The organism is Oceanimonas sp. GK1 (assembly GCF_000243075.1).
Classification (GTDB): domain Bacteria; phylum Pseudomonadota; class Gammaproteobacteria; order Enterobacterales; family Aeromonadaceae; genus Oceanimonas.
The window spans coordinates 1,757,626-1,771,623 of record NC_016745.1 but is presented as its reverse complement, the minus strand read 5'-3'; the positions used below and the strand labels follow the sequence as shown (position 1 = coordinate 1,771,623).

The following is a 13,998-nucleotide window of genomic DNA, read 5'->3' as shown; positions in this document are numbered from 1 at the left end:
TATGGATATCAGCATTCTGATAGTGGAAGACGACGACATCACCAGAGACTGCCTGGCCGACTACTTTCGCCAGGAGCAATATGAGGTGTACTGCGCGGCCAGTGCCGAGGACGGCGAGCAACTCATGCACGACCACCAGGTGGACCTGGTGTTGCTCGACATTCGCCTGCCGGGCAAGGACGGCCTGACCCTGACCCGGGAAATCCGCGCCAACAGCGATACCGGCATCATACTGGTGACCAGCCGCCAGGATGATATCGAGCGCATCATCGGCCTGGAGTGCGGCGCCGATGAATACGTGTCCAAGCCCTTTAACCCCCGCGAATTGCTGGCCCGGGCCAAAAACCTGGCCCGCCGGGTACGCGCCGCCGCGCCCCGGGAAGCACACACCACGGCCAACCTGCGCCGGTTTGACGACTGGCGTGTCGACCTCGACCGCCGCCTGCTGCTGAACGACGGCAACGACACCACGCCCCTGACCCACGGCGAATACCAGCTGCTGTGCGTCTTTATGAATCACGCCGGCCAGACCCTGTCCCGGGATCAGATACTGGATCGCATCAAAAACCGGGAATGGGCCCCCAACGATCGCACCGTGGACGTGCTGGTGGGCCGGTTGCGGCGCAAGCTGGGGGACGATCCGGCCAGCCCGCGCATCATTCTTACCGTGCATGGCGCCGGCTACGTCTTTACCCCAAGGGCGGTGCCGTGTTCCTGATGGTGTTGCTGCTGCTGTGGGCCTGGCCCCCGGCGGCCCAGGCCGAGCCCCCCACCCTGACCGCCTGCGGCCATCCGGTGTATCCGCCGCTGTCCTGGGAACAAAATGGCGAACTCACCGGCATTGCGCCGCACCTGGCGCGCAAGCTGCTGGCGGAACATGGCTACCGGGTTGACATGCGGGTGTTTGGCAACTGGGAGCGCTGCCAGCTGGCGGCCCGCCAGGGCAAGGTGGACCTGATTGTGGCCGCCTATAAAACCAAAGGCCGGGAGCAGGACTTTGTGTTCAGCGCCACCCCCGTGGTGGCCGACCCGGTGGTGCTGTTTACCCATTTCGGCAACGGCAGCCGGCTGCCCTGGAACCTGACCGACAAGACCCTGGGGCTGCTGTTTGGCGACAGTTTCGGCGACGACTTCGACCGGCTCGCCGCCCGCCATCCCCAGGTGGAGCGGGTCTCTACCGGCGAGCAGAACTTTCACAAGCTGGCCCTCGGGCGCATCGACTACATGCCCATCGGCCTTGCTACCGGCAAGCTGCAGACACAAAAACTCGGCCTGACCGCCAAGGTGCTGCCGCTGCCCGAGCTGCTGACCCTGGAGCACTACCACCTGGCCCTGCCCAGGGGATCCCGGCTGGAGCCGCTGCTGCCGGCACTGTCGGCACGGCTGCAGGAGCTCGCCGACGACCATTACATTGAACAGATCACGCCCTATTTTGAACGCCATTACCTGGACGCCCCCTGAATGAATGCCCTGCTGACCCTGCTGCCCCGCTACCGGCGGCGGCATCCTTTGAGCTTTCGCCTGTTTTTGCTGATCATCGGCGTCAGCCTGTGCTTCACCCTGCTGTCCACCGCCGTGCAGCTGTGGCTGGATCACCACAAGATCAACCGGGAGATGGACGAGCGGCTGGCTCTGATTGAGCAGAGCTATCTGGACGGGCTGTCCCAGAGCCTGTGGGATCTGAACCTGCCCCAGGCCCGGCTGCAGCTGAAAAGCATGCTCGACCTGCCCCATATGGCGAGCCTCACGGTCACCGGCGACGGCCTGGAGCAACCCCTCACCCTCAGCCGGGGACCAGAGCGCGACGGCGTCAACCGCCACGGCTTTGAGCTCGTCTACCCAAGCCCCGCCCTGGGGCCGCAAACCGTGGGCCGGCTGGAGGTGGCCTTCAGCCGGCAAAGCATTCGCCACCAGCTGATGGCCCATGCCCGTACCATTTTGCTGGGCCAGTCGCTCACCGTGCTGGTGATTGCCCTGAGCCTGATACTGGTGTTTCAGCGCCGGGTCACCCGTCACTTGGAGCGCATGGCCCATTACGTGGAGCAAATCGGCGAGGGCCGGCCCGACAACGCCCCCCTCAGCCTGGCCCGCACCGCCGGCGAGCAGCCCGATGAGCTCGACACCCTGGTGGGCGCCATCAACACCATGCGCCTGTCGGTGGAGCGCCGCCAGAACGAACTGCAGCACGACAAGGCCAAGCTGGAGGCGCTGGTCGACAAGCGCACCCAGCATCTGCGCCAGGCCAAGGAGGAAGCGGAAGCCGCCGACAGCGCCAAGTCCCGCTTTATTGCCAACATGACCCACGAGCTGCGCACCCCCATGAACGGCATTCTGGGCACCCTGACCCTGCTCAAGCCAGCACTGGAAAACCGCGCCGAAAAGGGCCTGTTCGACATTCTGCAACACTCGGCGGACCACCTGCTGATGCTGCTCAACGACGTGCTCGACTACGCCGCCCTGGAGCAGGGACCGCTGCCGGAAGAGCCGGCCCCCTTTGCCCTCAGTGAACTGCTGGAAAGCACCATTGCCATGATGCAGGGCTATGCCGGTGCCAAGCAGATACGGCTGCGCCTGAACGCGCCCGATACCCTGCCCTGGCTCTCGGGCCACGCCGGCCGGGTGCGCCAGGTGCTGATCAACCTGCTGTCGAACGCCATCAAGTTCACCGACGACGGCGGCCAGGTGCGGCTGGCGGTGCGCCCGGTCGGCCAGGGCTGGCAGTTTGTGGTGGAAGACAACGGCATCGGCATTGCCGCCGAGCAGCAGGGGCGCATCTTTGACCGCTTTACCCAGGCCGACGAAAGCATCAGCCGGCGGTATGGCGGCACCGGGCTGGGACTGGCCATTTCCCGCCGGCTGATCGAGGCCATGGGCGGCACCCTCAGCCTGGAAAGCCGCCCCGGGCAAGGCAGCCGCTTTGTCTTTACCCTGCCGCTCACGCCGGTAGCCACCCCCGCCAAAACACCCCAGACCGAGCTGGCCGCCCTGCCCAGCCTCAGCCTGCTGCTGGTGGAAGACGTGGCCATCAACCGGGGCATTCTCACCGCCCTGCTGGAGCAGCACCACCACCTGGTGAGCCAGGCCGAGAGCGGCGAGCGGGCACTGGAGATGGCGCGCCAGCAGGCCTTTGACGTGATCTTGATGGACATGCACCTGCCGGGCATGGACGGCCTGGAAACCAGCCGTCTGCTGCGCGAGCAGGTGACCGGTCTGAACCAGGACACCCCCATTATCGCCATTACCGCCAGTGTCACCCCCGAAGACATTCGCCGCTACCTGGACGCCGGCCTGAAAGCCGTGGTGGCCAAACCGGTGCAATGGCCCCGGCTGACCCAGGCCCTGGCCCAGGCCATGGGCATTCGCCTGCAACCCGAGCTGGCCCAGCCGTTGCTGCAGGAGCACCTGCGGGTGCTGGGCCGCGGCCGGCTGCTGGCCATGGCCAAACGCTTTGCCAGTGAGCTGCCCGTCAAGGTGGCGGAGTTGCAGCGGGCGGCGGACGACGACGATGATCACCTCGAGCTGGCCCGGCTGGCCCACCGTCTGGGGGGCACCGCCGGCATGCTGGATCAGTCCCGGCTGGCCGAGGTGCTGGGCGAGCTGGAGCGGGCCGCCGAACACCAGCGCTTGCAACTGCCGGCCCTGCTCGCCGCCCTGACCCGGGCGGCGGAGCAGGCCCAGCGTGATCTGGCCGGGCTGTGCCGCACACTGGAAAACACGCGCTGATACAAACTTTTTACAACTTTTTACAATTGGCACAACAGCGCCTTACATTCTCCCCTTAGCCTGAGCCTGTTACATTCATGCCGCCCGGCATCTCGCCGGGCCGGCGGTGGCTCAAGGAGAGAACCATGACAACACAAGCCCCGCAAAAACCCGGCTTCTGGCTGGCCTGTCTACCCATTGCCCTCACCTTTGTGGTGCTGGGCGTACAGCTGTTTTACTTCGGCAATTTCACCCCCCATGTGCCGCTGGCCATGGGCGTGGCCATGACCGCCCTGATCGGCTGGCTGCGCGGCTACCGCTGGCACGACATGGAAGACGGCATCCTGCACGTGGTCCGTCTGGGCCTGCAGTCGGTGGGCATATTGATCATCGTGGGCATGATCGTCGGCATCTGGATTGCCAGCGGCACCGTGCCCTACCTCATCAAGATCGGGCTCAGCCTGATTTCCCCGGAGCTGTTCCTGGCCGCCTGCGTGCTGATCTGCGCCGTGGTGTCGGTGTCGCTTGGTACCTCCTGGGGCACCACCGGCACCGTGGGCCTGGCGCTGATGGGCATTGGCAACGGTTTTGACATTCCCATGTACTGGACCGCCGGCGCCGTGGTGTCGGGCGCCTTCTTCGGTGACAAGATGTCACCGCTGTCGGACACCACCAACCTGGCCCCCGCCGTCACCGGGGTAGATCTATTCGACCACATTCGCAACATGCTGCCCACCACCATTCCCGCCATGCTCATTGCCCTGGTCATTTACCTGGTGGCGGGCTTTGGTCTGATTGGTGATCAGGCGGTGGACTTTGCCCGCATCGACACCATCATCAACGGCCTGGATAACAACTTTGCGCTGTCCTGGACGCTGCTGCTGCCACTGGTGGTGACCATTGGTCTGGCCCTGAAGAAAATGCCAGCCCTGCCCACCCTGTTTGCCGGCGCCCTGCTGGGCCTGGCCACCGCCATGCTGACTCAGGGTGTGGGCCTGCAACAGGCGTTCGAGTTCATGTTCAGCGGCTACCAGATAGACACCGGCGTGCGCGAAATCGATGCCCTGCTCAACCGGGGCGGCATTCAGAGCATGACCTGGGTCATTACCCTGATGCTGGTGGCCCTGGCCTTTGGCGGCGTGCTGGAACGCACCGGCTGCCTGGAGGTGATCATGGAGAAGATCCTTACCCGGGCCAACAGCTTTGGCGCCATGCAGTCTTCCGCCATTGCCACCTCGGCCATGACCAACGTGGTGGCCGGCGACCCTTACCTGTCCATTGCCCTGCCCGGTCGCATGTACGCCCCCGCCTACAAGGCCAAGGGCTACTCGCCGCTCAACCTGTCCCGGGCCTGTGAGGAAGGCGGCACCCTGATCTCGCCGCTCATTCCCTGGAACGCCGGCGGCGCCGTGGTGATCACCGCCCTGGGGCTCGGCATCGCCGAGGGCAACACCGAAAACCTGCTGTACATTCCGCTGGCCTTTGCCTGCTGGTTGTCGCCGCTGATCGGCATGGCCTATGCCCACCTGGGCTGGTTCTCGCCCAAGGCCTCCGCCGAGGAAAAGGCGCAATGGCAACGAGAAGCCGCCGAACTGGCCACGCCGGTGCCGGCAAAATAACTCCCATCGCCAAACTGAAAAACGGGCCGAATGGCCCGTTTTTGTTGTTCTGCTCCTGGCCGCGCCCGGGAAGCCCCGGTCAGCCTTGCTGTGCTTGGCGCGCCAGCTGGAAATAAAAACTGCTGCCCCAGGCCAGCAGGGAATCCGGTATGTCGAAGCGGCTGTTATGGTGCCCGCCCGCCACCGGGCAACCGAACACCAGGTGACAGCCCTGCCCTCCCTGCTCATTGACCACCCGGGTCATAAAGGTCGCATCTTCACTGGCCGGCACCAGATAACTGTCCTGGATCTCGGCGTCGTTCAGCCCGAAGGCCTGTGCCTGCTCCCTGATCCAGGCCGCCAGCTGCGGGTGGTTGGGGTGGTTTTCAAAGCGCGTGACCGGCACCATCTCCACCTCCACCTGCTGCATGGCCGCCGCCCCTTCGATCACCTCTTTGGCTCTGGTGACCATGAAGTCACGAATGGCGTTGCTCGCCCCGCGCACCTCAAAGCGAAAACGCGCTTCGTCACAAATGATGTTGCTGGGATTGTCGGCGTGCATGCTGCCCACATTGACCCTGGACGCTCCCTCACCGTGCCGGGCAATGCCATACAGACCGGTGACGGCCTGGCAGGCCGCCAACAGGGCATTACGCCCGTACTGCGGGTTATTGCCCGCATGGGCCGGGCGTCCGCCCAAACGCACATCAAACACGCTGCCCGCAATCCAGCGGGCGTCACACACCAGCACCGGCTTGTCGACAATCCCGAGATGCACCGAGTAAAACCGCTCCACCCCCTGCAGCTGGGGCAAACGGGCAAAGTGCACACCGCCGCCGGCCACTTCTTCCGCCGGCTGAAAAAACAGCGTGAACCGGCCCCTGAGCTGGTGCCGGTGCTCCGCCAGCAGCCGGGCCAGCCCGAGGCCAATGGCCATGTGGCCATCGTGGCCACAGGCATGCATCCGTCCTGCCACCGCCGAGGCAAACCCCGCCGCGCTGGGCGGGTGATCACAGCCGCCGCTTTCGTGGACGGGCAGCGCATCCATGTCGAAGCGAAACCCTTGGTGAGGGCCGTCCTCATCGCAGATCAGCTCGGCCACCAGCCCGGTATAGCCCCCTTCCATCTCGGCCAGGTAGGGATCGTCTTCCCCCAACTCCGCCCGGGCGGCGGCAAAGGCCGCCTGCAACTGCTCCCGGGGCGGCAGATTATGGGGCTGAAGGGGGCCCCACAACGGGCGCCCCCAGCGAAGCTGATAACCCAGACGCGCCAGCTCCCGGCACAACAGGGCGGTGGTGCGGAATTCACACCAGGACAGCTCGGGATGACGATGAAAGTCGTGCCGGAAAGTGCTGACATAATCCAGCACCGCCCGGGCCTGCTCGTTCAGCCGGTCGTAATAGGCCATGCTTATTCCTCCAGTCCGGCACCGTTGATATTGAGTGAACACTTGTTGCTGAAGGCCCGCAGTCCTTCCGGCGACAGCGCCAGCGAGCCGTTACCGGAGTGGCGCAGGCCGGTCCAGGCCAGCCGGGCATCCACGACGTTGCAGCGGTTCACAAACAGGGTGCCAAAGTCGAGGGCGCTCATAAAGGCATCGGCCCGGGCCCGGGAACGGGTAAAAATGGAGGCGGTCAACCCGAAGCGGGTATCCCCCACCAGCCCGAACGCCTCTTCGTCGCGGCTAACCTTCATCACCGGCAGGACCGGTCCAAAGGTTTCCTCTTTCATGATGCGCATGCCGTGATCCACGCCGCTTACCAGCGTCGGCTGAATAAAGTCGCAGCCGTCAATGGTTTCATGGCATCCCCCTATTTCCAGCCTGGCGCCCTTGGTCAGGGCATCATCCACCAGCGCCAGCAACCCCTCGATGGCGGGCGTGCCGCCGAACAGCGGCCCCAGGGTGGTGCCCGCCTTCAGCGGATCACCATTGACCTCCTCAGCCATGATGCGCCGGGCGCCGGCAATGAAATCCTCGTATAAGGACTCATGCACATAGACCCGCTTGACGGCACAGCAGGACTGGCCGGAATTGTGCAGCCGGCCTATCTTGACCGCCCACAACAGGGCCTGCTCCAGATCGGCGTCTTCGGCGACATAGCAGGCATCGTTGCTGCCAAGCTCCAGGGAGACGTCGATAAAGGGCGATTCCAACCATTCGTTCATCGCCCGCCGGGCAATGCTCTGCTGGATCACCCGCCCGCCCTGGACCGAGCCGGTAAACACCACATGGTTGATGTCGCCCCGCTCGATAATGGCGGCGGACACCTCGTAGTCGACGGTGATATTGAACAGCAGATCCCGGTACTCGCCGAGGTGGTGAAACGCCCGCTCAAACAGCCGGCCTGCCGAAGGCGTGGTGGTGTGTTTGAGCATCACGGTATTGCCGCTCAACAACGCACAAATCACGCCGTTGATGGCGGTAAACAACGGATAATTCCAGGGGCTGATGATGTACACCACTCCCTTGCCCCGATAGCGGATACGTCCCTGGAAGTCGGCATCGTGATAGGCCGAGAGATCCAGATCCGCTAGCGCCCCGTCCTCGGCAAAACGGCACATGTATTGCGCCCGCTCGATCATGTAGCTCAGCTCGTCGGCCGCCGCCGTTTTGGGTTTGCCCATTTCACGGGCAATGGCGTCACTGATCTCGTCCCGGGCCGCCTCAAACACCGCCAGCGCCTCTCGCAGCAGACGCGCCCGCGTCGCGACCGGCACCTTGGACCAGCGCCGGTAGGCAGATCGGGCCCGAGTAAGCTTGCCCGCCACCTCGCCATAGCTGGCGGATTCCTGCTCAAATACCCGGTCACCGGTAAAGGGGTTGTTCAGTCTAACCATCGCCATCATTGTTCTCCTTGAATGAGGTATCCGCACTTGCCATGTCAGTGACCCTCGTCACCGGCATATCCGTTGCCTGATACATGGGCGCACCGCGTCGTGGTTTGTCTCAGCCGGTGGCCAGCCGCCGCATTGTTCCGATAAAGGCCTCGATGTCGGCCTGGGTAACATCAAAGGACATCACCAGCCGGACTTCGGAGAACCCAGGCCGGCTGTCGGCCCGCCACACATGGAAATAGGCCTGTTGCTGCAATGGCGCTATCCACGCATTGGGGATCTCCACAAACAGCATGTTGGTTTCTGCCGGTACCATCAGACGGGCGCCGGGCACGGTGTGCAATTGCTCGGCCAGGCAGGCCGCCATGCGGTTGGCGTGGGCGGCATTGTGCAGCCAGAGATCCTGGTCGAAATAGGCCAGAAACTGGGCGGCAAGAAAGCGCATTTTGGACGCCAGCTGCATGCCATGCTTGCGGATCACCGCGTAGTTCGCCTGCAGCTCGGGGTTGAGCACCACCACCGCCTCCCCCATCATCAGGCCGTTCTTGGTGCCGCCAAAGGACACCACGTCCACCCCGATGTCGGTAAACAGCCGCTTGCAATCACCGCCCAGTGCCGCCACCGCATTGTGAATACGGGCACCGTCGATATGCACATAAAAGCCGTGCCGGCGGGCAAAGTCACAGATCGCCTGGAGTTCGTCCCGGCGATAGACGGAGCCGCGCTCGGTGCACTGGGCAATGGAAATGACCCTGGGCTGGCTGCGGTGCTGAAAACCGATGTCCCCCAGCCGGGGCAGCATGTCGTCGAGGCGGATTTTGCCGTTGTCTGCCGGCAGGGTGATCAGCTTGGCACCGAGGAACTGCTCGGGGGCGCCGGCTTCATCTATCCACAAGTGGGACTCGGCGGAGCAAAACACCGCCTCGTAAGAGCGCAGCAGCCCCTTGAGCGCGATCACATTGGCGCCGGTGCCGTTAAACACCAGAAAGCTTTCGGCCTGCTCGCCAAAGAGTCGCTTGAAGGCCTGATTGGCCCGGGCGGTATAGTCATCGGCCCCGTAGCCCAGGGCGTGGCCCCGGTTGGCCTCGGCCAGCGCCGCCAGAACCGCGGGATGCACTCCGGCGGCGTTGTCGCTGGCAAACATCGGCGATGTGGTCATAACCTCTCCTGTAAGGCACCGGCCGGAAAGCCGGTGCCCGCCATTCAGTCAATGATAAACAGCTCACGCGGGGTGTTGCACAGGCATTCGGCCCCGGTTTTGGTGATACGGATAGACTCGGTGATGGCCACTCCCCAGTCATCGAACCAGACCCCGGGCATAAAGTGCATGGTGACGTTTTCGGTCAGCAGGGTGTTGTCGATGGGCCGGAAACTGATGGTGCGCTCGCCCCAGTCGGGCGGATAGCCGATACCAATGCTGTAACCGCAGCGGGAGTCCTTGACGATGCCGTGCCGGGAGATCACCGCGTCCCAGGCGGCATGAACCTGGTGAGCATAGACCCCTTCCCTGGCGGTCTCGAGCACGGCCTCAATGCCCTCAAGCACGATTTGCACCGTGTCATAGGCCCTGGGGTTGGGCTGGCCGAGAAACACCGTACGGCTCTGGGGTGCGTGGTAACGGGCCTTGACGCCGGATATCTCCAGGGTGGAGCAGTCCCCCGTCTTGTACACCTCATCCCGCCAGGTCACATGGGGGCAGGAGGTGCCGGCGCCGGCCGGGATCAGCGGAGCGATGGCCGCATACTCTCCCGCATACTCTTCCAGCCCGGCTACCGAGCTGGCATACACCTCCGCCGCCACGTCTGCCAGCCGGACACCGGGTTTGATCTTCTCAATGGCCCTGGCCATGGTCAGCTCGGTCAAACGGGCGGCCTGGCGCATATAACCGATTTCGGCATCGGACTTGACGCTGCGCACCCAGTTCACCAGGGCATCGGCATCCACCAGGGTGGCGTTGGGCAGATGGTGCTGCAACTGCAGCAGGCTGCGGCCGCTGAAGAAGAAACTGTCGCCCTCATAGCCGATCCGGCTGCTTGCCTTGCCCCGCTCCCTCAGCAGCTCGGCGATAAACGCCATGCAATGGGCGACCGGATTCTGAATATAGTGATCGGAATAACCGATAATATGCTCATCCCCGAGATAACTGGTCAGCCTGGCACCATTCACATCCTGACCGCGCACCACACACAGCGGCTTATCCCAGTCCTGACTTACCAGCGCATACTGGGGAGTATAAAATGACCAGGCATCATAGCCCGTCAGGTAATACAGATTGGCAGGTTCACTGACAATCAGCACATCAATGCCCTGCTCCAGCATGCGTTGCCGGGTCTGGTACAAACGTTGTTGATATTCATCAAGACTGAATAGCGGTTGATACTTCACAGAGATAAACTCCAACTCAGGGTCACTGACACGGGCGGACACACCGGCAAACACTTGCCGGTGTGTCGCTTTAGTAAAGATTGATGGATGGCTTATTTGGCGAAAGCCAGGTCACGCAAAAACAGGGCAATCTGCGGCATCAGTATCAGCAACACGGCAACCGTGACCAGCATAATCACAAACGGCAGAGATCCCTTAACCACATCCATATAACGCCGGCGGAATACCGCCACGGCGGTAAAGATATTGCAACCGAATGGTGGCGTGACCGCGCCAATGGCAACCTGCAGGGTAATGATGACGCCAATCAGTACTTTATCCAGTTCCAGCCGTTCAATTTCGGGCAGAAAAATCGGCACCAGGATCAAAATAACCACAATGGAATCGACAAACATGCAGCCAACAAAGAAGGCAATGGAAATTGCCAGCAGCAAGCCGACTTCAGATGCTTCATTCAGCCCCAGCCCGGCCATAATGGCCTGCGGGATCTGTGCAAATGAAATCACCCATGAAAAGGCACTGCCCGCCGCCACCAGAATAAACACCACCGCCGTAATCAGACCGGTGGACTTGGCAATGCCGAGCACGTCCTTGAACGTTAACTCACGGAATACGACAACCTCCAGCAACAGGGCATAGAGCACACAAACCGATGCGGCCTCGGTCGGGCTGAACAGACCGCCATAAATACCAATCACCACAATAATGGGAAAACCAAGTGGCCAGATGGCTGCCCGGGTTGCCTTGACCTTTTCTTCCCATGTGGCCTTGCTGACCGTCGGTACCTGGTGTTTAACGGCGAAGAACACGGAATAAGCAGAAAAGAAAATCAGGATCAGCAAGCCAGGCACGATACCCGCAATAAACAACTCTGAAATGGAGGTCTGTGAAATACCACCATAAATAATCATACCGATACTCGGTGGAATGAGCAGGGCGATGCCACTGGCACTGATGATCAGGGAGAGAGAGAACGAATCCTTGTAACCATTCTGGATAAGCTTTGGATGGAGCGGTGAGCCGACCGCCACCACCGTGGCCTGGGTTGAGCCGGACACGGCACCAAACATGGTGCAGGCCGCGGCCGTGCTGACTGCTAGCCCTCCTTTATAGTGGCCGATATAGGTCATCACCATTTCAATCAGCTTGTTCGCAGAACGCCCCTTGGTCATGATGTCCGCCGCCAGAATGAACATGGGCACGGCGATCAGCGAGGCTGGCCGAATGCCGGCAAACATCTGCTGGATCATGAAGTGAGAGCTGTCAAATCCGTTGAATTGTACGTAAAAGCCGATAAGGGTGGCCGCCAGCATGGGGATCACCATCGGAAACCCGAGCAACAGCAGCAAGACCATGGCTACCAGCATTAATGAGGTCATGTCCATTTTTATCCCCTAAATATCTGCCACAGTTTCATGTTGCTGGGTGGTAATTTCACTGGCCAGGAAAATCTCGGTATTAAACAGGTTCTTTATTCCGGCGACAAAATATTCCATGCCGGTGATAAACAAACTGATCGGTGCCCATACATAAATACTGTATACCGGTATTTGCAAGGCGGGCAGCACTTGTCCACGCGGCGCTATCCACAATATATATTTGATTGAGAAGTAGCCGATCACAAAGATACAGAGCGCGGTAACAAAGGAAATAATAATCATCAGCAATTTCTGATACTTTTTAGGCAGGGCGTCAAATATCGCCGTCATGCGAATATGGCTTCCGTGACGGGCCGCAAAACTGGTTCCAGCAAATGTCACCAGAATAATCAGAATGCTGTTTACTTCTTCCGCAAAAAACAAACTGTGATTGAAAAAAACACGCCCGACAACATTGGCAATGTTATTGAACGCCATGAGCAGCACACTGATCATCAGTATGGCGCCTTCCACTTTATTAATAGCCGCAATAAAGTGATGGTAACCCGACTTTAGTCGGCTGGGGGACGAGGTTTTCATCAGCAGGTCCTTGAGTTTTGTAGTACCACTGTGGTGCAGGCACGCCTGCACCACAAAAAGGAGCTTACTTGCCGATTGCTGCTTTCAGATCCACTTCCATCTGTTCAAGGATGGCTTTGCCCGATTCGCCGGTCATGGCAACGAACTTATCTTTTACCGGCGCTGAGGCTTCACGGAAACGCACCCGCTTGTCCTCGTCGAGGGAAACCAGTGTGATACTCGGCTTGGCCGCTTTGACCTTGGCAATGGACTCTTCTTCCAGCCCCTGCTGATACTCAAGAATGTAATCCGTGGCTTCGCTGATCGCTTGCTGAATCAACGCCTGATCTTCCGCCGACAAGCTGTCGTAGAAATGTTTATTGGCCATGACTGCGGTCGTGAAGATGTTATGACCAATATCGGTGATCACCTCGGAGACTTCATACATCTTGGTGGATTCGATATAGAACATGGGGTTTTCCTGCCCCTGAATCATCTTGGTTTGCAGCGCACCAAATACTTCCCCCCAGGGTAGCGGCGTGGGCACGGCACCAAACGACTTGTAGGTTTCAACCAGCAAAGGCGAGGTCATCACCCGCACCTTGACGCCGTCCAGATCTTCGGGAGATTCAAATGGCTGCTGGGTAGTGATATGCACCCGGCCTTCCGGAAACATACTCAACAGTTCCAGATCTTTCTCTGCGTAAAGCTTGGGAAAGTCCTCGTTAATCACCTTGGAGTTTTTAAAGAAATAATTAATTTCGCTTTGCTTTTCGGGCAGCACATAAGGCATCAGGAAAACCTGAGCTTCGGGGATCAGGCTGCCGGTAAAACCGGGGGACTGATCAACAAATTGCAATATACCCGCCTGAGCCTGCTCCATAACATCGACGGACTCCCCCAGGGTACCAAAGGGATAAATATTTACTTTATGACTGGAGTTGGCTTCGATGACTTCCTTGAACTTGGTTGCATATACGCCCTGTACCTCAGTCATACTTTCTTCTATCGCATAACGCCAGGTAGCAGCATTCACTTGTACAGAACAAAAAGCCAGGGCCACAGCAGAAAGCTTGGCAGCCAGATTCCATGGTGTATTACTCATATCAGAAATCCCTCTGATGGTTCATTTAACATTAAAGGATGGTGTTGGCCGTTGCTCCGGACATCCTCTGTTCGTTACTGCTAATTTGCACTGTTTTCACAGGTCGCGATTCGGGTGCTTGGGTACTCTAACCGCAGCCGGAGAAAATTTTTTTTCGTGTCACGGGGCCGGATGTTGCGACTTCTTCTGTTATTGCCCCCCACAACAGAAAATGTGTGACTGGCAGGAGCAACTCCGGCAACCAAAAAATCCACCTAATCGATTGTTATTACTGGATTTTATGGAATTTAACACCCCTTTAACCGAGTGCCCGAACGGCCCGGATATCGTGCCGAGCGCCCTGCCGGTGGGCAGACAAACGAACCAGCTATCGTCATAATCAGGTGCATGTCGGCCATCCTGTTTCCCGGATACGACAGTATTTAAGACGGACGTC

The 13,998-nt window shown here is 60.3% G+C and carries 11 protein-coding genes; 4 read left to right on the top strand and 7 right to left on the bottom strand.

The window, feature by feature from the left end; all coding sequences use genetic code 11:
• Position 1 precedes the first annotated feature (1 nt).
• The 4 genes from GU3_RS08405 to nhaC all read left to right on the top strand — a co-directional run bounded on the left by GU3_RS08405 (position 2) and on the right by nhaC (position 5,321).
• Positions 2 to 718 carry a response regulator gene (locus GU3_RS08405; RefSeq protein ID WP_014292103.1) on the top strand — a complete coding sequence of 239 codons (717 nt, stop codon included), beginning with the start codon at positions 2 to 4 and terminating at the stop codon, positions 716 to 718.
• The gene (locus tag GU3_RS08400; RefSeq protein ID WP_014292102.1) at positions 718 to 1,461 is read left to right on the top strand and encodes an ABC transporter substrate-binding protein; all 744 of its coding nucleotides are present in this window, start codon (positions 718 to 720) and stop codon (positions 1,459 to 1,461) included. Before GU3_RS08405 ends, GU3_RS08400 begins: the two co-directional genes overlap by 1 nt.
• The gene (locus GU3_RS08395) at positions 1,462 to 3,723 is read left to right on the top strand and encodes an ATP-binding protein (protein WP_014292101.1); all 2,262 of its coding nucleotides are present in this window, start codon (positions 1,462 to 1,464) and stop codon (positions 3,721 to 3,723) included.
• A 125-nt stretch (positions 3,724 to 3,848) separates the two neighbouring features.
• Positions 3,849 to 5,321 (top strand): Na+/H+ antiporter NhaC, encoded by a 1,473-nt coding sequence (gene nhaC / locus GU3_RS08390; protein ID WP_014292100.1) that lies wholly within the window; start codon positions 3,849 to 3,851, stop codon positions 5,319 to 5,321.
• 79 nt (positions 5,322 to 5,400) lie between these two features.
• Here the strand turns inward: nhaC and GU3_RS08385 are convergent, their stop codons facing one another.
• From GU3_RS08385 to dctP, 7 genes are all read right to left on the bottom strand, one after another.
• A complete protein-coding gene (locus tag GU3_RS08385) occupies positions 5,401 to 6,708 on the bottom strand; it encodes an amidohydrolase (RefSeq protein WP_014292099.1) in 1,308 nt (435 codons plus the stop codon).
• Between the two features lie 2 nt (positions 6,709 to 6,710).
• Positions 6,711 to 8,144, bottom strand: coding sequence for an aldehyde dehydrogenase family protein (locus GU3_RS08380; RefSeq protein ID WP_014292098.1), 1,434 nt, complete (start codon positions 8,142 to 8,144; stop codon positions 6,711 to 6,713).
• Between the two features lie 103 nt (positions 8,145 to 8,247).
• Positions 8,248 to 9,294, bottom strand: coding sequence for a low specificity L-threonine aldolase (locus GU3_RS08375; RefSeq protein ID WP_041543054.1), 1,047 nt, complete (start codon positions 9,292 to 9,294; stop codon positions 8,248 to 8,250).
• 44 nt (positions 9,295 to 9,338) lie between these two features.
• A complete protein-coding gene (locus tag GU3_RS08370) occupies positions 9,339 to 10,520 on the bottom strand; it encodes a M24 family metallopeptidase (protein ID WP_041543628.1) in 1,182 nt (393 codons plus the stop codon).
• 92 nt (positions 10,521 to 10,612) lie between these two features.
• Positions 10,613 to 11,905 (bottom strand): TRAP transporter large permease, encoded by a 1,293-nt coding sequence (locus GU3_RS08365; protein ID WP_237711122.1) that lies wholly within the window; start codon positions 11,903 to 11,905, stop codon positions 10,613 to 10,615.
• 9 nt (positions 11,906 to 11,914) lie between these two features.
• Complete coding sequence (locus GU3_RS08360; RefSeq protein ID WP_014292094.1) at positions 11,915 to 12,478, bottom strand: TRAP transporter small permease; 564 nt, start codon at positions 12,476 to 12,478, stop codon at positions 11,915 to 11,917.
• A 64-nt stretch (positions 12,479 to 12,542) separates the two neighbouring features.
• Positions 12,543 to 13,562, bottom strand: coding sequence for a TRAP transporter substrate-binding protein DctP (dctP, locus tag GU3_RS08355; protein ID WP_041543052.1), 1,020 nt, complete (start codon positions 13,560 to 13,562; stop codon positions 12,543 to 12,545).
• Positions 13,563 to 13,998 lie beyond the last annotated feature (436 nt).